The following is a 22976-nucleotide window of genomic DNA, read 5'->3' on the forward strand; positions in this document are numbered from 1 at the left end:
TCGGGTGGCACTGCTGGACACACTGGTGACAACGGCCGCCGGGGCGCTGTCCGTCACGATCGGGGTCCTGGTCGGGGGCATTGTCACGCACCGGGCCCAGGACCGTCAGTGGCTGCGGGACAAGCAACTGATCGCCTACCAGGAACTGATCAGCCACTACGCCAAGTTCACGATGACCATCAGCCGCGCCCACGCCGGCCGACAGGGATGGGACTACGACTGGAGCGAGTGGAGTGCAGCCCTGACCCGTGCCAGCCTGGTCGCCCCCGCCGCCGTCGCGACGGAGATCGACAACTTCGGCAAAGCCATCGGCACGTTCCTGGACCAGGTGGCGCGTGACCCGGCACGCGATCCGTCGCGCAATCCGTTGAGCGCGGAGGAGTTCGACCAAGCCAATCGTGCACCCGCCCAGGCACAGGTGCAGTTGGTCAACGCCATACGACTGTCACTGAGCAAAAATCAGAAGGAACTGCCCTTCTGGATAGGCGGATCCCTCGCGGGCCGTCACGACCACCCCTGACGGACACGGCACGGCCGGAACGCCCTTCCACGGCCCACGACGTCCACTACGGGACTGTTCGCGAGAGCCTCTGACATAGGCATTCCGGAGGCGACGGAGGTCGTGTGAGCGCCCGATAGCCCGTCAGGGTCCGGGTGGTGTGTAGTTGCACATGCCGTAGCGGCATGTGATGTCGTCGAGGGCACCACAGCACGAAAGGCACTGTCTGCGATGTACCCCTCCGCCATGCCTCCCCGCGAGGTCAAGATCGGCGATGCCGCCGCCTTCGCCGGAACCACCCCGCGCGCCATTCGTCACTACCACCAGATCGGTCTGCTGCCGGAGCCCGAGCGAGGCGGAGACGGACGCCGCCGCTACGGCTACGACGACATGATCCGCCTGCTGTGGATCCGCAAGATGTCCGAGGCCGGCATCAGCCTGGACGACATGCGGGCCGCCTTCGACGAAGCCCGGGACGTCGAGGACGTCCTGGGCCGGCTGGAAGAGACCCTGGCCGCCCAGGAGGCCGACATCAAGCGTCAGCGCGCGGCAGTCCAGCGCCTGCGGGCCGTGGGCAGCCCACTGGGCCTGCTCTCCCCGTTGGTCACGGACCGGCTCAGTCACCTGCCTCCTGGCGCACTGCGCCCCTCCGACCTGGACACCCTGCTGGTCACGGAACGGATCTTCGGGCCGCTGGGAGCCGCGATCCAGGCCAGCGTGTTCATCACCCTGGCCACCCATCCCGGCCTACGGGCCGAGGCAGACCGCCTCGACGCGGCCGACGCCGCCCTCGATGACACCGTCGACCCCCACGACCCGCAGGTCGAAGAACTCGCCGCGCAGCACTGCGCCCACCACAAGGCCCTGGAACAGGCCATGGACGCGGCCGGACTGGACGAGGTCGAGGAGAAGCTCTTCGAGATCTACGACGCCGACCTGACGGGCGACGAGGAGGACACCCACATGAGCGCCTTCGAAGCGATCACCAAAATGCCTTATGGCTTCTCCGCGGCCCGGACGCGGTGCTTCGAACTCACGACACGGCTCCTTTACGGGGACCTCTCCGCAGGCAGCTGACAGCTGGTGGGCCGTACGTGAGGACCCGGATTGGCCGGGGGCGTTCACGAATTGGGCTTCTCCCACGTCAGCCAGTTCGACCGTTCGATCACCGAGATCCAGCGTTCGCCGTACTCGATGGTGAGGTCGAAGTACCGCCCCTTCTTGTCGACGCCCTGGTATCCAGCCTTGCCGGGAAGCCAGAAACTCGGTCGTACATCGCACACCGCGAGTTGGGCGCGGAAGGTCACAAGTTGCCGACCCGCGTGGGCCTTTGTGTCGTATTCCATGTAGCGATGGCGGACCACCGCCCCGTTGTCGGCGTGGAACGAGGCAGTCCAGCGCTTCTGGAACCGTCCGTCGGCGCGTGCGTACGTGCAGGGCAGGTCGAAGGCCAGCGACGGCAGCGGCGCATCCATGGGCTTGCGGTCCGCCTCCCACCCGGCCTCAACGGGTGTGGCGAATCGGTTGAGGCCCCAGAGCCTGACCTTCCCGTTCTTGTTGTACGGGTTGTCGTACTGGAAGTCGTACGCCTGCTCCGCGGTCGGCGAGACCGTGGGCATGCTCGGCGGGCGGGCCGCCCGCGTCTTGTCTCCCGGCAGCACGGCCAGCGCCGCGCCCAGCGCGACCGCCACCACGGCCGCGACCGCCGCGGTCGCCCGGCGCCGGGTGCGGCGCCGGGTCCCCCGTGCGCGTACCGCCGCCGCCGACGGCAGCCGCAGCACCGTCCCGTCCAGCAGTTCCTCGACGTCAGTCATGAACGGCAACCCCCTTGGCGGTGACAGCGGAATCGGCCTCGGCGAGTTGCTCTCCGAGGATCTTGCGTGCCCGGCTGAGCCGAGTGCGGACCGTCCCGCTGGACGCGCCGATCTCTCGGGCAACCTGTTCCACCGGGAGGTCCAGCAAGTGGTGCAGAATCACCGCCTGCCGCTGGTCCGGGCCGAGTTCACGCAAGGCCGCCACCAACGCCACCCGGTCCGCCGAGAGTTCGGGCACCTCCGACGGCGGGCCGTGCCGGAACTGCGCCCGCAGCCGCCCGCGCGTCCGACGCCAGGTACTGATCGCAAGACGCATCGCGACCGTGCGCACCCACGGCAGCGGGTCCCCGTCACGGACCAGCCGCGGCCAGCGCTGCCAGGCACGTACATACGCCTCCTGCACCGCGTCCTCCGCCTCCGTCAGATCGCCGGTCATCGCATAGACCGTGGCGACCAGCCGTTTGGCCGTGCTGGTGTAGAACGCGTCGAAGCCGTCGGAGTCGTCGAGGAACGACTCCGTATCGTCCGGCTGTCTCATCATCGTTCCCGGTCCCCTTGGATCGGTGGTGCCCCCGAACTTCCCGCTCGCTCGCAGGCCTTCGACATGAACACGCTTGGGGGACGGGAGATGTTACGGGGGACTTCCGCGGCTACGCCGTCTCCCTGCATCCGACGACCAATGGGCGAACGCATGCACGTGAAAGCCTCGGCCGGACGGGGAGACCAGCCGAGGCCATGAGCTGCCTGAACGTGCCCACCGGCATTGCGGAAACGTCCGCCACTGCTGGTCGATACGGTGGCCGCCACGCTCGGCGTCGCGGAGACCTCCGGGTTCGAACTGGAACGTCGGCGAATCCGTCGCCCGCGCGATCACGATGTTCGAAGGCCCCCAGCCGCCCCACATCGACCGCCTCGACCACGGCCCCGCCGGCCTCCAGCGCGCCCAGTCGGTCCGCATCTGCCCGCAGGCGCATGGCGATCTCGGCCAGAACCCGGCCCGCTCGGCCGGCCTGCGGTCCCGGCCCGCCGCGGGGGCGGCAGACTCCGCGTCCACCGCACGCTCCACCTCGTCGCGGGAGCCCACCGCGATCTCGCCGACCGCTGCGTCCGACCACGCGCTCCATTCGCAGTTCGAGGGCGTCATTTCCGTACCGTTGGCCCAGTGCGAATAGCGCTTCGTCTCGGAATTCGGTGCTCGGAGCGCCTCTCGTACTCCGGGGCTCAGGACCTGCTTTGCACGATCTTGGCGAGGCGGGCGGCCTGCACGTCGATGGCCTGGGGGCCGTTGCCGGTCAGCAGGCCGTGCTTTTCGTCCCAGACCACTTTTACCCCTGAGGGGTTGGGGGTGAGCTTGACGTTGTATCCGGCGTCCTTGAGTGCCACATCGACGAAGTAGGGAAGCCGGGTGCGCTTCCCGGGAACCTTGGGGTACTGCGAGGCGAGCACAATCCGTTCGGCAATTTGCGCAAACGTGGTGATCTTGGCGCCCTTGAGGGCGTGCTCGGTGTTGGTGATGACCTCTCCGTCCCCCGTGATGCGGTACTTGGCCGAGGTGAGCGCGACGGGGCCATGGCAGATGAGGGAGATCGGGACACGGTTCTCGCGCAGGCTGTTGAGCAGTTCGCCCATCCACGGGTTGTCGTGGAAGTCGACCATCGGACCGTGACCGCCGGGCATGTGCACGAAGGCCAGGTCCTGGAGGGAGAACGGCGTGTTGGGGTCGCGGTGCTTCTCGATCAGTTCCTGGATGGAGAAGTACTTCATCTCCGGCAGGGCCTCGAAGCTGGCGACGACCTCGTCCCGGATGGAGATGGCCTCCTTGTCCGTCTTGGGCAAGGGGGCGGAGACAGAAATGCGTCCGAGGTGGCGCCGGGACAGGGCGAGTTCGGCGTTGCGGCGCTGTACGAGCTTCGGGTTCTTCTTTCGCAGGCCCTCGGGAGTGAATCCCTTTTGGGCGTTCTGGATGGTCGTGCGGGCCGCCACGGTGCCAGTGTTCTTGCCGCCCATGAAGTTGAGCCCCAGGCCGTTCATGTCGATCTGGGGCGGCTTGCCGTCCGGCGTGGCGAGGATGAAGTCGTAGTCCTTCTCGAACTGTGCCAGGACCGCGGCGACCTCGACGAGGAAGAATCCGGTGGGGAGGCCGGGGTGGTCCACGGGTTCGCTCAGGTGCAGCGTGCGTGCCGAGGAGAGCAGGATGAGGGCTTGGGGCCGGAAGGTGGCGGATTGGGATTGGGACATGGCGATGGTCTCCGTTCTGATTCTGGGTTGTGATGAGTTGTGATGGGTTGTTGGGCACCCAAACGGTCCGGTAGCAGATGCGGGAGCGGCGTGTGGTGGCCGCCTTGGCGACTGGCGTTGGGGGCTGCCGACGCTGTGCGGTGTGTCAGTTCTCGTTGGTGCGCGCTTCGGTGAAGTCGTCCGCGTCGGTGGAGTAGGCGAGGTCCTTGGCGGCTTCCAGGGATGTAAGGCGCTCGCGGAGGCCGGCGGTGACGAGTTCGTAGGCGTCGGAGCCGAGGGTGAGGCGCTTGGGTGCCTCGTCCTGGTCGGCGGAAGCGATGATGGCCGCGGCGATCTTGGCCGGGTCGCCCGGGCTGGGGAGGGCGGGTATGTCTCCGGCGAGCATGCGGCGGAGCAGGCCGGGTACGTGATCGGCGTACTCCGGTATGGGCTTGGCCAGGTCGGCGCTGCCGCCGGCGAACTCGGTACGGGCGCCGCCCGGCTCGACGAGGGTGACGCCGATACCGAAGGGGGCGATGTCAGCCGCAGTGGACTCCCAGAAGCCCTCGATGCCCCACTTGGTGGCGTGGTAGAGGGACAGGGCTGGCAGCGCGATCTGTCCGCCCATGCTGGAGAGCTGGATGATGCGGCCGCCGCCCTGTGCGCGCAGGTGAGGAATCACGGCGCGGGCGAGCTGGATGGACCCGGTGAGGTTCGTTGCGATCTGACGGTCGATCTGGTCGTCGGAGACCTCCTCCGCCGCGCCGAGCAGTCCATAACCGGCGTTGGACACGACGACGTCGATGTGTCCGAGATCCGCGAACGCCTGCTTAACCACCTCACGCATCCGGGTGGTGTCGGTGACATCCAGTTCGGTGTGCCAGAGCAGGGAGCCGTACTTGGCTGCCAGGCTGTCCATGGCGGCCGCGTTGCGGACGGTGGCCGCGACGCTGTCCCCGCGGGCGAGCAACTGCTCGGTGAGCTGCCGCCCGAAGCCTGACGACGTGCCGGTGATGAACCACGTCTTGTTCGTCATGTCTGTCTCCTGGAATTCGGTAGGTGCCGCGTCGGGGTCCGGACGGGCGGGCCCTGGCCGCCGGAAGATGCCAGGGCCCCGCGAGCACATGGCTGCCGGGGGATGAAGGAAGCGGTAGGCGGATGCAGATCACCCACCGTCCCGACCAGCCGAAGAACTGACGCGATCTGCTGGTCAGTTGAAGGCGTTGACGCCGGTCAGTTCCGTCGACCAGGCCCACAGTCGGGCGGCCTCGTCCGGGTCGACCGCGTACTCCTGGACGTCACCCTGTTGTGTACCGGGGTCGAAGACGGCGGCGATCTCGGCGTCGTTGAGGTACAGACCGCCCTTGCCTTCCAGGAGCGGCGAGGTGGCGGCCCAGACCTGGGTCGCGGCACCGGCCTGAGGCGACTTGAAGAAGTTGGGTGTGAGGTTGCCCTCGGCGTCCATGCCACCGCTGGCGATCAGATCGTCTCGGCTCAGGTAGCGGACCAGGGGTGTAGCGATGACGCCGGGGTGCAGACTGAAGGCGCGGATACCGGCGTCACGCGCCAGGCGGTCAAGGTGGACCGCGAAGAGGGAGTTCGCGGTCTTCGACTGCCCGTAGGCGGCCCACCGGTCGTACTCGCTGTGCTCGAAGAACGGGTCGTCCCACCGCATCGGCGAGTAGAAGTGCCCCCGCGAGGATACGGAAACGACGCGGGCGTCACTGCTCAGCATGGGCCAGAGCCGGTTGACGAGCGCAAAGTGTCCGAGGTGGTTCGTGGCCACCTGGAACTCCCAGCCCTTGGGGCCGACCCGGGTGAGAGGCGAGGCCATCACACCCGCACTGTTGATGACCAGGTCGATGCGCCGACCCCCGGATTCGAGGCTGCGGACGTAAGCGGCAACGCTGTTGAGGTCGGTCAGGTCCATCTCACCGACTTCTACTCGGGGAAGGTCCTTCAGCTCCCCGAGGGCAAGGTCCGGACGACGAGCGGGAACCGCAACGGTGGCACCGGCTCCGGCCAAAGCGCGCGTGGTCTCCAGACCGATGCCGGAGTACCCGCCCGTTACGACCGCGAACCGACCCGTGAGGTCAATCCCCTTGAGTACATCGGCCGCAGTGCTCTCGGGGCCGAAACCACTGCCCATGGGAGTCTGCTGTTCCTTTGCCATTGTGCTGTCACCATTTCCGGTACGTGAGTTCCTTGTCCGAGCGAAGGGACGGCGCCATTCCGGGTCGCCCGCATCCCTGCTCGGAGAACACGCTACGTCTTAGGAAGCGAGAGCTTCCATGGCAGAAACTCTCACCTCCATACCCCTAAGTCTCATCGAAGTGGAGGAAGGGGTATGGGGCCCGATAGGTGAGCAGCACGCCAGAAAACGATCCCCATGGCCTCCGCTACTGGGAAGCGCTGCCCGGCAATGAGCCGTACGCGGCACCCGTCGGGAGTTCGGCACGCCATGGCCGCGGCCACAGTGCACGGCAGCGGGCAGCGGGCCGTCCCGATGCCAGCCTGCAGTCGCCCGTCAGAGCTGGAGATTCTTGAGACTCTGGGGTATGCGGATGAGCCTTTTGGTCATGGAGGGTATCGACTGGCGAGACGTAACGTGGTTGACCGAGAGGGGTCATCCCTCCGTGAAGACCATGACAAGGATGTATGACCATGAGCAAGATCTGGTTCGTCACCGGGGCATCCCGTGGCCTGGGCCGCTCCTTCGTCGAGGCCGCAGTCGCCGAGGGCGACAAGGTCGTCGCGACAGCCCGGAACATCGACGGCGTCAAAGACCTGACCGTCAAACACGGAGACGCTGTGCTGCCGCTGCAGCTCGACGTGACCGACCGGGCTGCGGCCGTCACTGCCGCGCAGGAGGCGATCGCGCACTTCGGCCGTCTCGACGTGGTCGTCAACAATGCCGGCTTCGGCTTGTTCGGTGCGGTCGAGGAGATTACCGAGCAGCAGGCCCGCGATCAGATCGAGGTCAACTACCTAGGCGCGCTCTGGGTCACTCAGGCGGTGCTGCCGCACCTGCGCGCCCAGGGCTCCGGCCACATCATCCAGGTCTCATCGACCTTCGGCGTCGCGGCGTTCCCGCTGTTCGGCGGCCACCACGCCGCCAAGTGGGCGCTGGAGGGCTTCACCGAGTCGCTGGCCCAGGAAGTCGGCCCGCTCGGCATCAAGGTCACGCTGGTCGAGCCCGGCGCCTACACCACCGAGTGGGCCGGCCTTTCGCTGGCCGTCGCCGAGATGATCCCCGCCTACGACCCCGCCCGCGTCGCCGGCCAGGAGTTCGCCAAGACCATCGTCCCCGGGGACCCCGCCGCGGCCGCCCGGGGCGTCGTGGAGCTCGCCAATGCCGAGAACCCGCCGCTGCGCGTCTTTCTCGGCAACGCCGGCCTTGACTGGCTCCCCGCCATCTACGCCGACCGCCTCAAGACCTGGGACGAGTGGGCCGACCTCTCCCGCCGCGCCCTGAAGTAACCCTCACGCCACATGTGAGCGCCTCATACAACGCCGGGCGGCCAGGCGCGGAGCAGTGTGACACTGCGGAACCTCACGCAGTGAGAGTGCTGATACTGATGCACCTCCTCTACATGCTTCCGCATCTCACACGAGGTGCGGAAATGTGTCTTGCTTGGATAGCGTGACGAATATGGATGTACTTGCCGACGTTCTGGCGTCAACCGGGTTCACGGGAGCACTCCTCGCGCAGCTTCGTTCCAACGGATCGCAGTGGGGTTGTGACCTCAACCAGGGGAGCATCGCCGGATTCCATTTGATCGCCGACGGCGCGTGCTGGCTCCAGACAGAGAAGATGCCACCGATACAGCTGGTGTCCGGTGACGTGGTATTGCTCCCGAGGGGCACCCCGCACCAGCTCCTGGGCAGTCCAGGCGCTGAGCCCCGCCCCTACTCGGACATCGAGGCTGAGAACCCTCCGGGCCGTGCGGACGTCGTGGACATGGGTGGTGACGGCCCGCTGGTCCGCGTGGTGTGCGGTAAGTTCCAGTACGCGACGTCCACGGACCGCCATCCGGTGCTGTCGGTACTGCCTGAGGTGGTGCACGTACCCGGCATGGCAGCGGACCCGCATCTCCAGAGCGTCGTCCGACTCCTTGCCTCGGAGGCCACCAGGAGTCAGCCGGGATCCCGAGCAGTCGCCACGCGGCTCACCGAAGTGCTGTTCATCCTGACCGTCCGCAACTGGCTGGAGCGCGCCGACGACGCGGACTCGGGCCCGTCATGGCTGACCGCTTTGCGCGACCCCGACATCGGCGCCGCACTGTCACTGATGCACGAGCAGCCGCAGGAAGACTGGACCGTCGACAGCCTCGCCCGCACTGTGGCCATGTCCCGGCCCACATTCGCCCGCAGGTTCAAGTCCACCGTCGGCGCCAGCCCCCTCGCCTACCTCTCCCGGGTCCGCCTTGAGCAGGCCGCCCGCCAACTGCGAGACACCAACGACTCACTCGCCATCATCGCCCGCAATGTCGGCTACGCCTCCGAGTACGCCTTCTCCCGGGCCTTCACCCGCGAACTCGGTGTCCCACCAAGCCGATACCGCCGCACAGCCACCGCCGACGCCTGACCCTCAAGTGCTGCGACGTGGTGTTTGTGTGCGCCAGGTGTCAGATGTCAGGGGCGCCGGCAGATGGCGAGGCCGATGGCCCGCGTTGACGCCCACAACCGGGTAGCGACCCACGGGCCGGCGACTCCCAACCACGCAGACGCAGACGCTTCCTGAAGCTGTGAAAGTCATGTCTGGTTGCTGGCACGGTCGGCGAAGGTGGCCGTGGCGAAGTTCGCGCTGCGTGGCTGCGCGCCCGCAGCGAGCACGCCTTCGCCCGGATGAAGAACTGGAAGATCCTTCGGGACTGCCGTCGCAGCGGCGATGGCGTCTACTGGGCTGCCAGCGCCATCGCACGTATGCACAACCTGGCCCTCGACCGGTGAAAGGTGCGCCTCTTTGATGGGCGGAGCACAGGTTGGGGGTCACTTTCCGTAGGCGCGCAGGAAGACGTCCATCGCAGTGTCAGCGACGGTGTCCGGGGCGGCGGTGGGTCGGTACTCCAACGGGCCGGTGAGAAGGGAGAGGAAGTGCTCGGCGGCGAGCTCCGGGTCGCACGGGCGCAGGCGGCCGGCGAGAGCCAGGCGGGCCAAGCGGTCAGCTAGGGCGGAACGTACCCGCAGGGCTGTGCGCTCGCGTACGCTCGCCGCCAGGTCGGGGAATTGAGCCACCTGGGCAGAGGCCAATTGCCGCACGGCGCGAGCGTCTTCGTTGCAAAACGCCTGGAGCAGGCCGTGGGCCACGGCTGTGAGTGACGCGCGCGGGTCGCTGTCCGCGGCGGCCTCGCGCAGCCGCTCGACGACGGCGAGGCTCTGCGCGCCGACGCGGTCGGCAGCGGCCTCTACGGCCTCGCGGTAGAGGCTCTCCTTGTCGTTCAGGTGACTGTAGACGGTCGGCTTGGCGACGCCTGCCTCCTGCGCAATCTCCTTCACGCACGCCTGGGCGTAGCCGTGTCGCGTGAATACCGCGAACGCGCCGTCCAGGATCGCCTGCCGCCGCTGGATCCGCCCACGGGCCGGACGCCCGCCCCCAGTTGACACTCCAGAACCCATGGGTTCAGTGTAGTGACTGAACCCGATAGATCGAATTTCTGAACCAGCTGGTTCAGTTCGCATGAGAGGGGCGGGACAGACTTGATCGTCCACATGCTGCGCTTCACGTTCAAGGAGACCGCAACCGAGGAGGATCGGGAGCACGTACTCGCGGTGCTGCGGCGCACGGCCTCTGTCGAGTCGGTGTCGTTCTCGACGGTGGGCCAATGCCTCGGTGATCCCGACGGCTTCACCCACGCCTACTGCGTGGGCATCACCGACCTGCCGACCCTGCGGCGCTACATGCACGACCCGATTCACCTGGCCGGTGACCCGCAGATCACGCCCTACCTGTCCAGGATCGCTATCGGCCCGGACCTGTCCGACGACATGACGCCCACCCTGGCACAGGACATCCTCGCCCTGCATGAGGAGAAGGTCGCGCTCTATCCGGAGTGGGCCGCCGAACTCGGCCCGCTGCTGGCGGCCTGAAGGAGCCCTGCGCCAACAGTCGGCACCGTCCCCGCTCCAGCGCCCAGCGCCCCAGCCGCAGTTACGAGACAGCGATCAGATCGCAGCCGCAGCTGCCGCAGACAGTTCCGACGCGGCTCTGAAACCCGGACGCATGACCTGAGGTTGGCAGGCACTCGCCCCTGGCTCCCCAGCGGAGCTGGGCTTCTTGAGATGACCGGTCTCGTCGACGACCAGGACTGCGGCGGCGTCGTGCAGTTGCTCGACGACGAAGGCACGGATGTCGTCGCGTACTTGGCCCTCGACAGCAGATCCTGCAAACCGCATGGGGGCGCGCGCCCCCGGCGTGCCATCGGGGAGGATCTATCCTGTGACCTGCGGCCGCCGTCTGATCTTCTGTCTTCACCCACCGATGACTACCCGTGGCCGAACCCGTTCCCGGACCGGCCCTGGCGAGCAGGATCAGGGTCGGGGCCGAAGCACCAGCTCTGGAGTTGAGTCGGCCGATGGACATGTCGTCCCGAGAGATCCGCATACCCCTCAACGAGATCGTTGCAGTCCTCCTGGACCTGGACGAGTTCGTGGTGTCCCTCGACCGTCTCCGATCCCGCCAGGCATTCGGAACCGCCGACGAGTACACCGTCGGCAAATTCATCGCCGACTGGGATGTCGCTCGGCGGTTGTCCCGCGCCCGACGCGTCATCGGCGTCGCGCTGGATGCGCAACTGAGCGAGGAAGAGAACCTCGAGATCGACGCCCTGTGTGAACAGGCCCGCGTTTACACGGACAGTGTCGGCCACCCCTCCCCCGACCAGTCCAGCTGAGACAGCAAGCGCATCGCACCGGACCGGACCGGACCGGACCAATCGAGACAGGGATCAGTTCGGCCCGAGATCTGGCACATCGCCTCCGCCCTCGAGCTCAATGCCTTCGCCATTGCTGTGGCCGCGTGCCTCTGTGGGCGCCGCTGTTGTCAGTCGAACTGCTCAACCGTGCTTTGAAACGGCACCGCTTCCAAGCTGCCACATTTCATAGTTCCCGCATTCTGCCGTGATCTCGGCCGTCGCCTGGGCCGCGGTGAAGAAATCGTCGACCACCGGCGAGGTGCGCGATGCCGCCACCGCGAGGCACACCTGGTCGGGCGCCAGATCCAGGACGGGCACGTAACTGATGTTCGGATGTGAGTAGAACACGGTCGCCGAACGGGCCAGGAACGAGATGCCCCGGCCGGCCGCGACATGCTCGAGCGTCTCGTCCACCCCGCGCACCACGTATCCGGCGTTGGGGTGCGGCCGCCTGGTGGGCTGCGTGCTCGAGTCGGCATGCCAGACCAGCGGCTCGCCGGCCAGGTCGGCCTCGGTGATCTGCTCCCGGCCGGCCAATCGGTGGCCGACGGGCAGCACCGCCACCCGCGGCTCGGCGTACAGCGGGGTGACGCGTAGGCCGGCCTCGTCCATGGGCAGCCGCACATAGCCGACGTCGATACGGCCGTCGAGCAGCATCGAGGCCTGGTCGTCCCATTCCATCCGCTGCACGTCCACCAGAACGTCTGGGTGCCGGGCGGCGAACTGCTCTACCGCTGGGGCAACGGCGATGCCCGCCCGGAAGCCGACCATTATCCGCTGGCTGCCCCGCGCGGCCACGGTCACCCGTCGGCGGACCGCGTGCGCGGAGGCCAGCAGCGGACCGGCGTCGGTCAGCAACTGCGTGCCGGCGTCGGTCAGCACCACGCCGTGACTGTCCCTTGTCAGCAGCGGGGTGCCGAGATCCTGTTCCAGCGCGCGGATCTGTCTACTGAGCACCGGCTGCGCGATGTGCAACTCATCGGCGGCGCGGCCGAAGTGCAACGTCCCGGCGACGGCGACGAAGTAGCGCAACTTGCGCAGGTCCAGATCCATGGAGCCTCCCGGTCCGGTGATGCCTTCAGGGTATCGCCACGGCTGAAAGAGGTCTTGGACACTCCACTCAGGCCAATGACATTCTTAATAAGTGCCGAATGGGGCCGGAGACAATTCGGCACAAGAGAACGACATCAGGACTTGACAGCAGGGCCCAACCCCGGAATTAACGCATCCGAAAATTGAGCACAATCCATCGCGTCATTCGACGGCATCCACCACATAACCGTGACCAAACGACGGGTGGGCATGGCGTCCCATCCAGCTTAAGAAAGCAGGCTCAACCATGAGCAGTATCAGCATTGTCGGCCTGGGGAACATGGCCGGCGCCCTTGCAGACCGGGCGCTCGCCGGCGGCAACGCCGTCGAGATCATCGGCCGCGACCCGGCCAAGGCCAAGGAGTTGGCCGACGCGCTCGGCGGCGCCACTGTCGGGACGGTCGGCGCCGCCCCGGCCGGGGACATCGTCATCCTCGCGGTGCCGTACGCCAGTGCCGCGGCGGTCGTGAGCGAGTACGGGGACGCACTGCACGGCAAGGTCATCATCGACATCACCAACCCCGTCTCCCCCGATTTCAAGGGCTTTGTCACCCCCGACAGCACTTCCGGCGCCCAGGAGATCGCCAAGGCCGCCCCCGCCGGCGCACATGTCGTCAAGGCGTTCAACACCCTGTTCTCCCATGTACTGGCGGCCAGCCCAGCCGAGGGTCGCCCATTGGACGTGTTCATCGCCGGCGACGACGCGCAGGCAAAGACACGCGTGTCGGCGTTCATCGAGAGCCTGGGACTGCGCCCGATGGACACCGGGCAGTTGGCGATGGCGCGGGCGCTGGAGAACGTCGCCCTGCTGCAGCTGGGACTCGTCGCCCACTCCGTCAAGCACACCAACTTCTTCCTCGGCGTCAGCATTCTCGGCTGAGCACATCCGCACCACCACTTCTCGCGCCACATAATTCACAAGGAGCAGTAGCGTGCGCGTTTTCGTCACTGGCGGGACCGGCCATTCCGGTTCGTACGTCATCCCCGAGCTCATCGCCGCCGGGCACGAGGTCACCGGCCTGGCCCGGTCGGACACGGCCGCGGCGGCGCTGTCCGCGCTCGGCGCGAAGGTGCGTCGCGGCGACCTCGAGGATCTCGACGGGCTCAAGGAGGCGGCCGCGGACTCCGACGGCGTTATCCACGTCGCGCACAGGCAAGACCTGCTTCCGTCCGGCGGAATCGACGCCGTGGCCGCCGCTGAGCTCCCGATCATGCTCGCGTACGGCGAGGCACTGGCGGGAACCGGAAAGCCGCTGGTCGCGGCGGGGAGCATAGGCTCGCCGGGGAACCTGGGCCGACCGGCCACCGAGGAGGACCCGGCCCTTCCCGGCGGCGATGAGTACAAGGGCACCCTGCGGGTTCGCAATGTCGTGGAAACCGCGGTAGTCGGCCTCGCTGAGCAGGGCGTGCGCTCTTCGGTCGTGCGGATCGCCAACATCGCGCACAGCACGACCGATCGTGCCGGCTTCCTCGTGCAACTGATCGCGCTCGCGAAGGAGAAGGGCTTCGTCGGCTACCCCGGAGACGGCGCGAACCTGTGGAACGCCGTGCACGTCCGCGATGTCGCCTCGTTGTTCCGCTTGGCGCTGGAGAAGGGGCCGGCCGGCAGGTACTGGCACGCGGTTGGGGACGGGGCCATCCCGCTCCGCGAGATCGCCGAAGCGATTGGCAGACGTCTGGGCCTGCCCGCCGTGAGCGTTCCCGCGGACGTACTGATGGTGCCGGGATACTTTGGGTTCCTTTCGAACATAGTCACGCAGAACTACCCGGCATCCAGCCTCATCACCCGCCGTTCCCTCGGCTGGGAACCCGCTCAGCCCGGCCTGCTCGCCGATTTGGACAACGGCCACTACTTCTCCGCCAGCTGACGGCAGGGACCGAGAGACCGGGCTCCTTCCCGCTACGTTCTGGATGACCTGCGATGGAGACGGCATCGGCAGTCTCTGGCACAGGATGCGTACTGCTCGCGTGTGGCAGCCTGCATTGTCTCCGCCTCCCAGTCCTCGAACAGCTGCGGCAGGTCCTCCGGGCTCCGACCGAAGGCCCTGCACTGCCGAGCTAGGGCAGAGCCTGCTGAAGATCGGTCAGGACGGTCTGGGCCAGCTGTGCCGTCCCGTTGGTCACCCCAGTGGCGGTGCCCGCGGCGGCACCCGCCGCTATCGGGACCAGGACTACCTGGATCCGGCTCAGCAGGCGGCGCAGGCGTCCGACGTCCGGCTCCGGCTGGGCTGCCTCATCCAGGGCGGCTTCCGCGTCCTGTCGTACCCCCCTCTCCTCCTCGGCGCGCAGGCCGAGTTGCTCCACCGCCGCCAGGAGTGCGCCGACCGCCTCGGCCAGGCGGTCCTCGGACCGGCTCTCAGCGGTCACATACTGCCGCTGCGACACATCGTGGTTGCCGATGGCGATCTGGCTTCCGTGGATGGGACCGTGGAACTGCGGGCCGCCCGTATCCGTCACGGCGCTCCTCCCCACGTCGGTGAGTTCTGCGGGTCGTCGGCAGAGGACTCCACGTCCGGCGGCTCCGTTGCCAAGATGTCGTGGATACGGTGTAGCCCCTCGTCGACTCGTTGCATGTCGATGGTGGTGCAACGCAGTTCGGCTTGCAGTTCGATGATTGTCTGCTTGAGGGTCTGTCGGGATTCCGGGCTCAGCCCCAGTTCCGGTATGCGGCGCTGAAGATCGTCGAGCATGGGCTTCAGGTGCCTGCGGCAGAAGGTCTCGGCGCTGATGGCCTTCACGTCCGGCGTGCTGTCCGGTACCGCCGACGGCACGTGCCGCGTCCGCTCGTGAGGCGGGGCAGAACCCTCTGGCAAGGAACCGCTCGGGGGTTCCGCTGCCGCTGGCGCTGTGCCGCTCGGACAGGGCTCGGTGAATTGCTTCACCATGGTCTGCGTCACCATGCCGTTGTTGATGGCCAGTTGGCTGTTGGTGATCGCGCCGAAGAAGTACATCCGTACCGTGTCCGGGGTGCTCCCTGGAGCGGGCGGCTCGATTGCGGACGGGGCGCTGCCGGGAACGTCGCGCTCGGGCGCCGACAGCCTCTCAGGCGGAGACTGCTGCCCTTGACCGGGCGTCTGCGTCGTACGCTGCGATGCCGGAGGCGGAGGCGGAGCTGTGCGCTGCGGAGCAGGTGACTCGGCCGGTGCCGTGTGGCCCCGGGGAGTCGGCTTCTGCGACGTTGGTTGACGCTCAGCCACCTGCCCTCGGCTGGGCGTACGCGGCGACGCCGGAGATGAAGGTGTGCGCTGCGAACCGCGGGACTCGGCTGATGCCGTCCGGTCCCGGGCAGTCGGGTCCTGCGACGTTGGTCGACGCCCAGACACCTGGCCTTGGCCGGCTGGCGTCGTACGCCGCGATGCCCGAGACTCTGTCAGTTTGAATCGCAGCATGCCTATGAGCACCCCCTCGGCGCCGGCGCGGCGCCTTCTCCGAAGGTAGCCGAGAGTGTCCGTAGGCCGGTGCCGTGTGGGACCTGCGGGGCCAAGGCGTCCTGTCCGGCTGGATTTCCACTCTGAACTCCCCCAGCGGACGCCCGGCGGAGATGTCCCAGCCCGCTGGGAGGATCCCGCCAACGGCGACGGCGACGGCGGCACCGGCACCGGCACCGGCACCGGCACCGGCACCGGCACCGGCACGATGACAGCTGCCAAGTGTCTTCGTCTGATGTGCGAGGTAGATCACGGCGAGAACGAGGAACGCGGCAGGGTTGACCCGGCACTGGAAGTGGAAGAAGGGGCCACCGTGTGCGGACAGGGTGGTGGTGTGGGCGGTGAGCTCACGCCCACGAAGCCGGCGGCCGGGACGCGATCGAACTGACCACGTCGAGCGACCCGAGGCCGAGGCCGCAGTTCGCCGACCGCCAGCCGGCCGGGCGGGGCCCGAGTACCACCAAGAGCACGCGGTGCTCGCCCTGTTGTCCTCGCGGGAGAACCTGCACCGCCCCCGCACATGACTCAACTCCGCGATCTGACCAGCACATGTACGGCTGTGGCCCCGCAACACGCCAGGTGTTCGGGGCCACAGCCGCTCTACGTCATCCGCAGCAACCGCCTCCAGGCCTGTCCTCCCTTACCGATCGTTTCAGAATGTCGTCCTGCGGAGACTCTGGCGGCCCCATGGACAATCCCAACAGCCACGGGCTCAGTGGGATGACGCTGCGTGGAACGGGTTGGGGCCGCGCGAGACCTCATGCTCGGTCATGTGCGCGCTCTGAACGCGATTGATGAGGCCGTGAAGGTGGCGATCCCCGACAACGGCACTGAGTTGATGCGGACTTCGCAGCCGACGGGAGCGCAGTCTTCGACCTCTGGCGACTGCGCGGGTATGGGCTGAGCCTGCCGGAACTCTTGTAGATCGGTGCGTCGTTCGTATTGGGTGCGGGGTCGTTTGAGCTGGTGCGGCCAGGCGAAGGCGTGCTCGACGACCCAGCGCGCCTTGCCCAGTCCGGAGCCGTGGGTGACGCCGTGTCGGGCGATCAGGTGATTGATGCCGCGCTTGAGCAGCAGGTGACGGGACTTGTCGAAGTCGAGCCCCGGTCGGCGTACAGGCGTCAGGTCCGTGTCCGGTCGGCGTTGTCCGGCTCAGCCCTTCCCCGCGGAGCAACTACACCCATCGTCAATGGCGGGTGCATCAGCGTGACGAGAAGGCCGGTGCGTCGGCGGCGTGCTCGTGAACGGCGCCGATCTCGCTCAGTTCGCGGTCTCGGCGGTCGGGGGCGAACGCGATCGCCGTCATCGCGATCAGCGTCGTCACGATCACGAAACTGATCACCATCCACAGGCTGCCGTCGGCCCATAGGACCATCGCGCTGGCCAGTGCCGGGGTGAAGCTCGCGAGCAGGATCGATGCCATCTGGTACCCGATCGAGATGCCGGAGTACCGCACCGAGGTGGGGAACATCTCGCAGTACAGCGCGGGCAGAGGTGCGTAGACCATGGCGTGCCCGAGTGCGAGGAACAGCACCACCCCAACCACGATCGCCCACAGCTGTCCGGTGTGGACCAGCGCGAAGCTGGGCCACGTGGTGGCCACGATCAGCGCGCCGCCGATGAGGAAGGTCCGTACGCGTCCGATGCGGTCGGACAACGCCCCGAATACGGGGATCATCACGATGTTCACGGCCGCACCGATCATCGACGCGGCCAGACCGTAGCTTTTGGGCGCGTCGAGGGTGGTGGTGACGTAGGACAGGATGAAGGTGGTGAACAGGTAGTAGTTCCCGGCCTCGGCGAACCGGCCGAAGACGGTGATCAGCAGCGACTTGCGGTGATCGCGGAAGAGGATCGCCGCGGGCGCCTTGCGGCGTTCGAGCTCGGTGTCCATCTTGGCCTTCTCGGCGAGGAAGGCCGGGCTTTCGGTGGCGCGCAGCCGGATGAAGAAGCCGATGCCGGCCAGCACGACGCTGAGCAGGAACGGCACCCGCCAGCCCCACACGTCGAAGGCGTCGCCGGAGATCCACGATGCGAACGACATCGCGGCCGTGCCGAGGAGCAGTCCCGCGGAGACCCCGATCTGCGGCCAGGAGCCGAAGAACCCGCGCCGGTCCCGCGGCGCGTTCTCCACCGCGACGATGGCCGCCCCGCCCCACTCGCCGCCGACCGCGAAGCCCTGTGCGAGCCGCAGCACGCACAGCAGCACCGGCGCCGCCATCCCGATCTGCTGATAGGTCGGCACGAAGCCGATCGCCGCAGTCGCCACTGTCATGATCGAGAACGTGAGGATCAACGTGGACTTGCGTCCGATCCGGTCCCCGAGATGCCCGGCGACGAACGCGCCGACCGGGCGGGCCAGGAAGCCGACGCCGAACGTGGCGAGTGAGACGATCTGGCCGACACCGGGGGCGAAGTTCGGGAAGAACAGCTCCCCGAACACCAGCGCGGCGGCGACTCCGTAAATCGTGTACTCGTACCACTCGACGATCGCGCCGATGGTGCCTGACTGCAGTGATCGACGACGGACCTGCTCCGGCGTCGGGGTAGCGGCGGTAGACATGTGATCTCCGTTGATCGGGGACGTAGGGCGGGGCGGTGGTGTCAGGCGCGGACGGTCTCGAAGTGGTCGGTCCACGGCAGCGGGACACCGGCGTACTTGGCAGCCCGGACATCGCCCGAGCGGGCGTGCCCCTCGAACAGCTCGATGCGGGCCGCGCGGCCGCACAGCACCCCGAGGTCGGCCGACGACTTCGGCTCGCGCACCTCCTGGTAGGTGACGGTGCGCAGGTACATGCCCACCCACAGGCCGCCGGTGTAACGGGCCGCACCCCGGGTCGGCAGCACGTGGTTGGTGCCGATCACCTTGTCGCCGTAGGAGACGCAGGTGCCTTCACCGAGGAACAGGGCGCCGTAGGCGTGCATCTTGTCCAGCGCTTCACGCGGGTTCTCGGTGAGGACCTGGACGTGCTCGTAGGCGAAGCCGTCGGCAACGCGGTAGGCCTCTTCGAGGTCGTCGACCAGGATGATCTGGCCGTGGTCGCGCCAGGCCTGGCCGGCGATGTCGCCGGTCTGCAGGCCGGGCAGGATCTCGTCGATGTGCCGCTGCACCTCGCCGGCGACGCGCTCGCTGGTGGTCACCAGCACGGCCGGAGAGTCCGGGCCGTGCTCCGCCTGGGAGAGCAGGTCGACGGCGGCGATGAACGGGTCGGCGTCGTCGTCGGCCACGACCAGGATCTCCGTGGGCCCGGCGAACAGGTCGATACCGACCTCACCGAAGAGCTGGCGCTTGGCCTCGGCCACGTAGGCGTTGCCCGGCCCGGCCAGCATGTCCACCGATGTCATCGTCTCGGTGCCGATGCTCATCGCGGCGATCGCCTGGACACCGCCCAGGATGTAGATCTCGTCCGCGCCGGCCAGATGCATCGCGGCGACGGTCGCGGCGGGGATCTCACCCCGGATCGGCGGCGTGCAGGCGACCACGCGGGGCACGCCGGCGGCCTTGGCGGTCACGATCGTCATGTGCGCGGAGGCGGTCAGCGGGTAGCGGCCGCCGGGGATGTAGGCACCAACGGACTGGATCGGCACGTGGCGGTGACCGAGGAACACGCCCGGGGCGGTCTCGATCTCGATCTCCGACATGGACTCCCGCTGCGCCTCGGCGAAACGGCGGACGTTGGCCTGGACCGTCTTGATGTCCTCGATGACCTGGGGGTCGAGCGTGCCGATGATCTCAGCGAGCTGCTCGCCGTGGAGGCGGAAGGACTCCGGCTCCCAGCGGTCGAAACGCGCCGACAGCTCGCGGACTGCTTCGTCGCCACGGCTCCGTACGTCGGCGATCAGCTCACGGACGGTCTGCCCGACAGTGTCGTTGCCGGACGGCGCGGTGGACGAGGTGGTGGCGGCCTTGATGGTGCGGGACACGCCCAGCTCCTTTTGCTCAGGGGATGGATACGTATCCATTGGATACGTATCCACAGCATGAACAGCGAACGGCAGAGCCGTCAAGAGGTGATTCAGAGGCGTTTCACGCCGGAGCGGAGGCGTCTCACACCGGAGCGGTGGTGGAACGGCCGACGAACTCCACCGGCAGGACCTCATGCCGGAGCGGAGCGTCCGGATTCTCCAGCCGGTCCAGCAGCAGCTCGACGCCGACCTGCGCGATCCGCTCCAGCGGCTGGCGCACCGTCGTCAGATCGATGCGTTCCCACGCCGACAGCGGCACATCGTCACAGCCCACCACGCTCAGCTCGCGCGGCACTGCCACGCCCGCCGCCACGGCCGCGTTGAGTGCCGCGTACGCCATCACGTCGTTGTGGCAGAACAGCGCGGTGGGCGGCTCGGCGCCGGCGAGGAGGGTGCGTACCGCGTCGTAGGCGGTGGCGTAGTCGTAGGCTCCGTCGATTTCCGTCACGGTGACGCCTTCGCCGGCGCGCGCCCGCTCGCGGAATCCGCGGCCACGCTGCTGCGCCGTGCTCGCCCCGGCCAGGCCACACACCATCGCGATGCGGCGATGCCCCAGGCTCAACAGATGCTCGGCTGCCAGCCTGCCGGCCCTGTCGTTGTCGGCCTCCACCTGGTCGGACGGGAAGTCTTCGAGAGTACGGTGACACAGCACGACGGGGATCCCGTGGCCCAGCATGCGATGTGCCAGCGGCTCGTCCCGTACCGCCGAGGTGAACACGACCCCGTCCACGCCCTCGCGCCGCAACAACGCCAGGCCCTCGTCCGCGGTCATCACATCCGTGACCAGCGACAGGCGCAGGCCCTGCTCGTGCAATACCCGCTCCATGGCTTTGACCATCACCGGATAGAACGGGTTCGTGAGGTCCCGGATGACCACTCCGATGAGCCCCGAGCTGGCGCCGACCAGGCTCCGCGCCGCCTGACTCGGCTCAAAGTCGTATTTGGCAACCGCAGCGAGTACCCGCCGCCGGGTCTCGGGAGCCACGCTCCCGCCGTTGAGGACGCGGGAGACGGTCGATTGCGCCACACCCGCCTCGCGGGCGATCTGCACACTCGTGACGTTCGGCCGCCGCGCCATGGGTACTCAACCTCCGGGTCGTGTCGAAGCAAGGATACGGATCGTCACGGCCGGGCCGCGGCAGTCGTGGAGGATCTTGCAGTTCTTCGTGCGGCCGATAATGTGTTCCACCGGGCTCGGACTTTGCGTTGCTCGGAGTTGTCGTCCTCCTCAGCCTGGAGGAGAGCCCTCCGGGCATTTGCGGTGGGGTACCGTCATGCCGCAGTTGAGGCAGGCGCCGTTGCCGAGCACCGTCCCGCCCTGGCAGTGCCGGCTCGGCCCGGACGTGCGCCAGGCGTGCGCGTCCGCGGTGATGCCCGGCACCGGTCTGGCTGCCGCGATGACCAGCCGCGTGTCCGCGTCCACGATGACCTGCACGTCCGCCGAGAACCGGTGGTTGCGGCTGGACGTAGCCACGCTCCGCTCACGGACCGGGATCAGCGGGCCCTTCAACTGGCGTGCGAACTGGGTCACTTGCAGCGGCGCCCCCGGTGAACGTCTCCACCCACACCCGGTCAGCCCTTAACAACCAAGCCATATCAAGGAGATGCCCAGCTCTCAGCCTTGTGCAAGACGCTTAGGCGCCACCGCCACCGCCACCGCCACCGCCGCCACTAGGGCCGTCCAGGGTGATGTCGTCGGCGTAGTACCTGCCCTGTGCGTACCAGCCGTGAACGTAGATTGTCGCGCTGGTCTGGGAGGCGCCTGTGGTGAAGGAGACGGTCAGTGGGCTGTATGCGGAGGGGGAAGTGGCCCAGGTGGAGGCGCCGCCGTTCACGCCCAGGTAGACGTGGGAGCCGCGGATCCAGCCACTGAGTGAGTAGGTGGTGTTCGGCCGTACCGCGACGGTCTGGTTGCACTGTGCCTTGTCGCTCGAACTCACCGCCCCCTGGAGGGCCTTGGAGCCCGCGTGGACGGGAGCGGAGACGGTCGAACCCGGGTTCCCGGCGCAGGTCCACGGCGCGAGACTGCCCGACTCGAAGCCGGGGTTGGTCAGGACGTCGGCGGCCCCGTCCGCGCCCGGGGCGGTCGACGTGCCCGCGGAGGGTGCGGCCGGGGTGGCGTCGGTACGGCTGGGGATCAGGAGGGAGGAGCCGAAGCCGACGACGGCCGCCGCGACGACCGCGATCACCACGGCCGCCCGGCGCTGTCCGGGCCCGAGGCGCGGGCGGCGTACGGAACGCGGCGGGCGGGCATCGCCGTCGGGTGCGGGGAGTTCCTTCGTCATGCCGTCGGGGACAGGCGGGAGCTCCTCCGTCTCGTCGCCCGTCCGGGCGTGCGGGACGGGTGCGGCCACGGTCTCGTGGCTGCGGTAGTCCTTGTCCTGGCGTATCTCCTCCAGCAGCTGGGCCAGCGCGTCGGTGCGGCGCGGTCGCAGCACGCGAATGGGCTCCAGCGCGGGGCCGTCGTCCGGTGAGTCGGACGCGGGCGGTGTGGGCACGGCGCTCTCCTTCCGTCCCGTGGCAGAGACCTCAGCTGTCCCTCTGGGATTGATACGCAACGCCCGCACCGGAGGTTCAGCCGACGCCGCGTCCGCTTCCACCTGGCGCTACACCCTCTGGGCGACCGCATGAACATCACCGAGTTCCTGACTGATCTCCAGGCCCGCCACGACAAGGCCACGGTCCGGGCCGGTGAACTCCGCAGTCAGATGGAGGACTTGACCGCCGAACTCGCGCCGACCGGATGTGGAGCGAGGCCGATCCGCCCGAGCTGACCACTGCCTACCAGGCCATCGCGTACGCCTTCAACCAGCACCCCGACCAGACATTCAGGGTCCGTGAACTGCACGAACTCCTCGGCACGCCCACCGACGATCCATGCCTGAACGTCACGCACAGCCGCCTCGGGCACCTCACCCGACAGGGCCTCCTCACCCAATCCGGATGAGACTGCTACCAGAAACGGACTTAACGCCCGCTTAGCAGATGACCCGAAAACGATACACGTCATACCGAAATTCGCTAGATTCCGGCCGTGACATCAGTC

Annotated in this window: 23 protein-coding genes and 4 pseudogenes; 12 read left to right on the forward strand and 15 right to left on the reverse strand. The window is 67.8% G+C overall.

The features are described from left to right. Window positions 1-4: 4 nt before the first annotated feature. Together ACFWXQ_RS05740 and ACFWXQ_RS05745 are read left to right on the forward strand one after the other, a co-directional pair. Window positions 5-520: a hypothetical protein gene (locus ACFWXQ_RS05740; protein ID WP_383953279.1), complete on the forward strand. Its 516-nt coding sequence runs from the start codon at window positions 5-7 to the stop codon at window positions 518-520. 210 nt (window positions 521-730) lie between these two features. Beyond that, window positions 731-1576 carry a MerR family transcriptional regulator gene (locus tag ACFWXQ_RS05745; RefSeq protein ID WP_383953277.1) on the forward strand — a complete coding sequence of 282 codons (846 nt, stop codon included), beginning with the start codon at window positions 731-733 and terminating at the stop codon, window positions 1574-1576. 44 nt (window positions 1577-1620) lie between these two features. Here ACFWXQ_RS05745 and ACFWXQ_RS05750 read toward each other — a convergent pair whose 3' ends face one another. Together ACFWXQ_RS05750 and ACFWXQ_RS05755 are read right to left on the reverse strand one after the other, a co-directional pair. Next, entirely contained in the window at window positions 1621-2313 is a 693-nt protein-coding gene (locus ACFWXQ_RS05750) for a hypothetical protein (protein ID WP_386267614.1), read from the reverse strand. Then, entirely contained in the window at window positions 2306-2854 is a 549-nt protein-coding gene (locus tag ACFWXQ_RS05755) for a SigE family RNA polymerase sigma factor (RefSeq protein WP_383957280.1), read from the reverse strand. The genes ACFWXQ_RS05750 and ACFWXQ_RS05755 overlap by 8 nt, the downstream gene beginning before the upstream one ends. 334 nt (window positions 2855-3188) lie before the next feature. On the opposite strand from ACFWXQ_RS05755, the gene ACFWXQ_RS05760 reads away from it, so the two are divergent. Beyond that, entirely contained in the window at window positions 3189-3485 is a 297-nt protein-coding gene (locus tag ACFWXQ_RS05760; RefSeq protein WP_383957278.1) for a hypothetical protein, read from the forward strand. A 49-nt stretch (window positions 3486-3534) separates the two neighbouring features. Here ACFWXQ_RS05760 and ACFWXQ_RS05765 read toward each other — a convergent pair whose 3' ends face one another. The 3 genes from ACFWXQ_RS05765 to ACFWXQ_RS05775 form a co-directional block, all read right to left on the reverse strand. Then, window positions 3535-4551, reverse strand: coding sequence for a hypothetical protein (locus tag ACFWXQ_RS05765; RefSeq protein ID WP_383957276.1), 1017 nt, complete (start codon window positions 4549-4551; stop codon window positions 3535-3537). A 145-nt stretch (window positions 4552-4696) separates the two neighbouring features. Beyond that, a complete protein-coding gene (locus ACFWXQ_RS05770) occupies window positions 4697-5566 on the reverse strand; it encodes an SDR family oxidoreductase (RefSeq protein ID WP_386267617.1) in 870 nt (289 codons plus the stop codon). A gap of 174 nt (window positions 5567-5740) precedes the next feature. After that, window positions 5741-6703, reverse strand: coding sequence for an oxidoreductase (locus ACFWXQ_RS05775; RefSeq protein ID WP_383955288.1), 963 nt, complete (start codon window positions 6701-6703; stop codon window positions 5741-5743). 491 nt (window positions 6704-7194) lie between these two features. Between ACFWXQ_RS05775 and ACFWXQ_RS05780 the strand changes: the two genes are divergently transcribed. The 3 genes and pseudogenes from ACFWXQ_RS05780 to ACFWXQ_RS05790 form a co-directional block, all read left to right on the forward strand. Continuing rightward, on the forward strand, window positions 7195-8010 hold the full coding sequence (locus tag ACFWXQ_RS05780; protein ID WP_383955286.1) for an SDR family NAD(P)-dependent oxidoreductase: 816 nt from the start codon (window positions 7195-7197) through the stop codon (window positions 8008-8010). 172 nt (window positions 8011-8182) lie between these two features. Next, window positions 8183-9118: a cupin domain-containing protein gene (locus tag ACFWXQ_RS05785; RefSeq protein WP_383955283.1), complete on the forward strand. Its 936-nt coding sequence runs from the start codon at window positions 8183-8185 to the stop codon at window positions 9116-9118. Window positions 9119-9345: 227 nt separating this feature from the next. After that, window positions 9346-9483 (forward strand): annotated as a pseudogene (locus ACFWXQ_RS05790) (IS5/IS1182 family transposase); the annotation flags it as partial. Window positions 9484-9522: 39 nt separating this feature from the next. On the opposite strand, the gene ACFWXQ_RS05795 reads toward ACFWXQ_RS05790, so the two are convergent. After that, window positions 9523-10149 (reverse strand): TetR/AcrR family transcriptional regulator, encoded by a 627-nt coding sequence (locus ACFWXQ_RS05795; RefSeq protein WP_383955280.1) that lies wholly within the window; start codon window positions 10147-10149, stop codon window positions 9523-9525. A gap of 93 nt (window positions 10150-10242) precedes the next feature. Here ACFWXQ_RS05795 and ACFWXQ_RS05800 point away from each other — a divergent pair, with 93 nt between their 5' ends. Beyond that, window positions 10243-10620: a Dabb family protein gene (locus tag ACFWXQ_RS05800; RefSeq protein ID WP_383955277.1), complete on the forward strand. Its 378-nt coding sequence runs from the start codon at window positions 10243-10245 to the stop codon at window positions 10618-10620. A gap of 485 nt (window positions 10621-11105) precedes the next feature. Continuing rightward, a complete protein-coding gene (locus tag ACFWXQ_RS05805) occupies window positions 11106-11423 on the forward strand; it encodes a hypothetical protein (protein ID WP_383955274.1) in 318 nt (105 codons plus the stop codon). A gap of 162 nt (window positions 11424-11585) precedes the next feature. Here ACFWXQ_RS05805 and ACFWXQ_RS05810 read toward each other — a convergent pair whose 3' ends face one another. After that, window positions 11586-12497, reverse strand: coding sequence for a LysR family transcriptional regulator (locus tag ACFWXQ_RS05810; protein ID WP_383955271.1), 912 nt, complete (start codon window positions 12495-12497; stop codon window positions 11586-11588). 286 nt (window positions 12498-12783) lie between these two features. On the opposite strand from ACFWXQ_RS05810, the gene ACFWXQ_RS05815 reads away from it, so the two are divergent. Then, a complete protein-coding gene (locus ACFWXQ_RS05815) occupies window positions 12784-13416 on the forward strand; it encodes an NADPH-dependent F420 reductase (protein ID WP_386267621.1) in 633 nt (210 codons plus the stop codon). 52 nt (window positions 13417-13468) lie between these two features. Next, window positions 13469-14404: an SDR family oxidoreductase gene (locus ACFWXQ_RS05820; RefSeq protein WP_383957032.1), complete on the forward strand. Its 936-nt coding sequence runs from the start codon at window positions 13469-13471 to the stop codon at window positions 14402-14404. 190 nt (window positions 14405-14594) lie between these two features. On the opposite strand, the gene ACFWXQ_RS05825 is transcribed toward ACFWXQ_RS05820, so the two are convergent. From ACFWXQ_RS05825 to ACFWXQ_RS05860, 8 genes and pseudogenes are all read right to left on the reverse strand, one after another. Further along, on the reverse strand, window positions 14595-14993 hold the full coding sequence (locus ACFWXQ_RS05825) for a hypothetical protein (protein WP_383957029.1): 399 nt from the start codon (window positions 14991-14993) through the stop codon (window positions 14595-14597). Continuing rightward, window positions 14990-15487: a hypothetical protein gene (locus ACFWXQ_RS05830; RefSeq protein WP_383957026.1), complete on the reverse strand. Its 498-nt coding sequence runs from the start codon at window positions 15485-15487 to the stop codon at window positions 14990-14992. The genes ACFWXQ_RS05825 and ACFWXQ_RS05830 overlap by 4 nt, the downstream gene beginning before the upstream one ends. Window positions 15488-16885: 1398 nt before the next feature. After that, a pseudogene (locus ACFWXQ_RS05835) lies at window positions 16886-17083 on the reverse strand (IS5/IS1182 family transposase); the annotation flags it as partial. A gap of 82 nt (window positions 17084-17165) precedes the next feature. After that, complete coding sequence (locus ACFWXQ_RS05840) at window positions 17166-18527, reverse strand: MFS transporter (RefSeq protein WP_383951821.1); 1362 nt, start codon at window positions 18525-18527, stop codon at window positions 17166-17168. A 41-nt stretch (window positions 18528-18568) separates the two neighbouring features. Further along, window positions 18569-19888 (reverse strand): histidinol dehydrogenase, encoded by a 1320-nt coding sequence (gene hisD, locus ACFWXQ_RS05845; RefSeq protein ID WP_383951823.1) that lies wholly within the window; start codon window positions 19886-19888, stop codon window positions 18569-18571. Window positions 19889-20012: 124 nt separating this feature from the next. Next, window positions 20013-20981 (reverse strand): LacI family DNA-binding transcriptional regulator, encoded by a 969-nt coding sequence (locus ACFWXQ_RS05850; protein WP_386267624.1) that lies wholly within the window; start codon window positions 20979-20981, stop codon window positions 20013-20015. An 84-nt stretch (window positions 20982-21065) separates the two neighbouring features. After that, window positions 21066-21434: pseudogene (locus tag ACFWXQ_RS05855) on the reverse strand (transposase family protein); the annotation flags it as partial. Window positions 21435-21585: 151 nt separating this feature from the next. Further along, window positions 21586-22071 (reverse strand): annotated as a pseudogene (locus ACFWXQ_RS05860) (carbohydrate binding domain-containing protein); the annotation flags it as partial. Between the two features lie 486 nt (window positions 22072-22557). Here ACFWXQ_RS05860 and ACFWXQ_RS05865 point away from each other — a divergent pair. Both ACFWXQ_RS05865 and ACFWXQ_RS05870 read left to right on the forward strand, forming a co-directional pair. Next, a complete protein-coding gene (locus ACFWXQ_RS05865; RefSeq protein ID WP_383951827.1) occupies window positions 22558-22704 on the forward strand; it encodes a hypothetical protein in 147 nt (48 codons plus the stop codon). Beyond that, window positions 22674-22877 (forward strand): hypothetical protein, encoded by a 204-nt coding sequence (locus ACFWXQ_RS05870; RefSeq protein ID WP_383951829.1) that lies wholly within the window; start codon window positions 22674-22676, stop codon window positions 22875-22877. Before ACFWXQ_RS05865 ends, ACFWXQ_RS05870 begins: the two co-directional genes overlap by 31 nt. Window positions 22878-22976: the final 99 nt, after the last annotated feature.

Origin of the sequence: Streptomyces sp. NPDC058697 (assembly GCF_042715345.1) — a bacterium.
Taxonomy (GTDB): domain Bacteria; phylum Actinomycetota; class Actinomycetes; order Streptomycetales; family Streptomycetaceae; genus Streptomyces; species Streptomyces liliifuscus.

Bases quoted from the DNA above. Each gene is read 5' to 3' on its own strand.
- ACFWXQ_RS05745 (WP_383953277.1), top strand. From the start codon at position 731: ATGTACCCCTCCGCCATGCCTCCCCGCGAGGTCAAGATCGGCGATGCC.
- ACFWXQ_RS05750 (WP_386267614.1), bottom strand. From the start codon at position 2,313: ATGACTGACGTCGAGGAACTGCTGGACGGGACGGTGCTGCGGCTGCCG.
- ACFWXQ_RS05755 (WP_383957280.1), bottom strand. From the start codon at position 2,854: ATGATGAGACAGCCGGACGATACGGAGTCGTTCCTCGACGACTCCGAC.
- ACFWXQ_RS05760 (WP_383957278.1), top strand. From the start codon at position 3,189: ATGTTCGAAGGCCCCCAGCCGCCCCACATCGACCGCCTCGACCACGGC.
- ACFWXQ_RS05765 (WP_383957276.1), bottom strand. From the start codon at position 4,551: ATGTCCCAATCCCAATCCGCCACCTTCCGGCCCCAAGCCCTCATCCTG.
- ACFWXQ_RS05770 (WP_386267617.1), bottom strand. From the start codon at position 5,566: ATGACGAACAAGACGTGGTTCATCACCGGCACGTCGTCAGGCTTCGGG.
- ACFWXQ_RS05775 (WP_383955288.1), bottom strand. From the start codon at position 6,703: ATGGCAAAGGAACAGCAGACTCCCATGGGCAGTGGTTTCGGCCCCGAG.
- ACFWXQ_RS05780 (WP_383955286.1), top strand. From the start codon at position 7,195: ATGAGCAAGATCTGGTTCGTCACCGGGGCATCCCGTGGCCTGGGCCGC.
- ACFWXQ_RS05785 (WP_383955283.1), top strand. From the start codon at position 8,183: ATGGATGTACTTGCCGACGTTCTGGCGTCAACCGGGTTCACGGGAGCA.
- ACFWXQ_RS05795 (WP_383955280.1), bottom strand. From the start codon at position 10,149: ATGGGTTCTGGAGTGTCAACTGGGGGCGGGCGTCCGGCCCGTGGGCGG.
- ACFWXQ_RS05800 (WP_383955277.1), top strand. From the start codon at position 10,243: ATGCTGCGCTTCACGTTCAAGGAGACCGCAACCGAGGAGGATCGGGAG.
- ACFWXQ_RS05805 (WP_383955274.1), top strand. From the start codon at position 11,106: ATGGACATGTCGTCCCGAGAGATCCGCATACCCCTCAACGAGATCGTT.
- ACFWXQ_RS05810 (WP_383955271.1), bottom strand. From the start codon at position 12,497: ATGGATCTGGACCTGCGCAAGTTGCGCTACTTCGTCGCCGTCGCCGGG.
- ACFWXQ_RS05815 (WP_386267621.1), top strand. From the start codon at position 12,784: ATGAGCAGTATCAGCATTGTCGGCCTGGGGAACATGGCCGGCGCCCTT.
- ACFWXQ_RS05830 (WP_383957026.1), bottom strand. From the start codon at position 15,487: ATGTACTTCTTCGGCGCGATCACCAACAGCCAACTGGCCATCAACAAC.
- ACFWXQ_RS05840 (WP_383951821.1), bottom strand. From the start codon at position 18,527: ATGTCTACCGCCGCTACCCCGACGCCGGAGCAGGTCCGTCGTCGATCA.
- ACFWXQ_RS05865 (WP_383951827.1), top strand. From the start codon at position 22,558: ATGAACATCACCGAGTTCCTGACTGATCTCCAGGCCCGCCACGACAAG.
- ACFWXQ_RS05870 (WP_383951829.1), top strand. From the start codon at position 22,674: ATGTGGAGCGAGGCCGATCCGCCCGAGCTGACCACTGCCTACCAGGCC.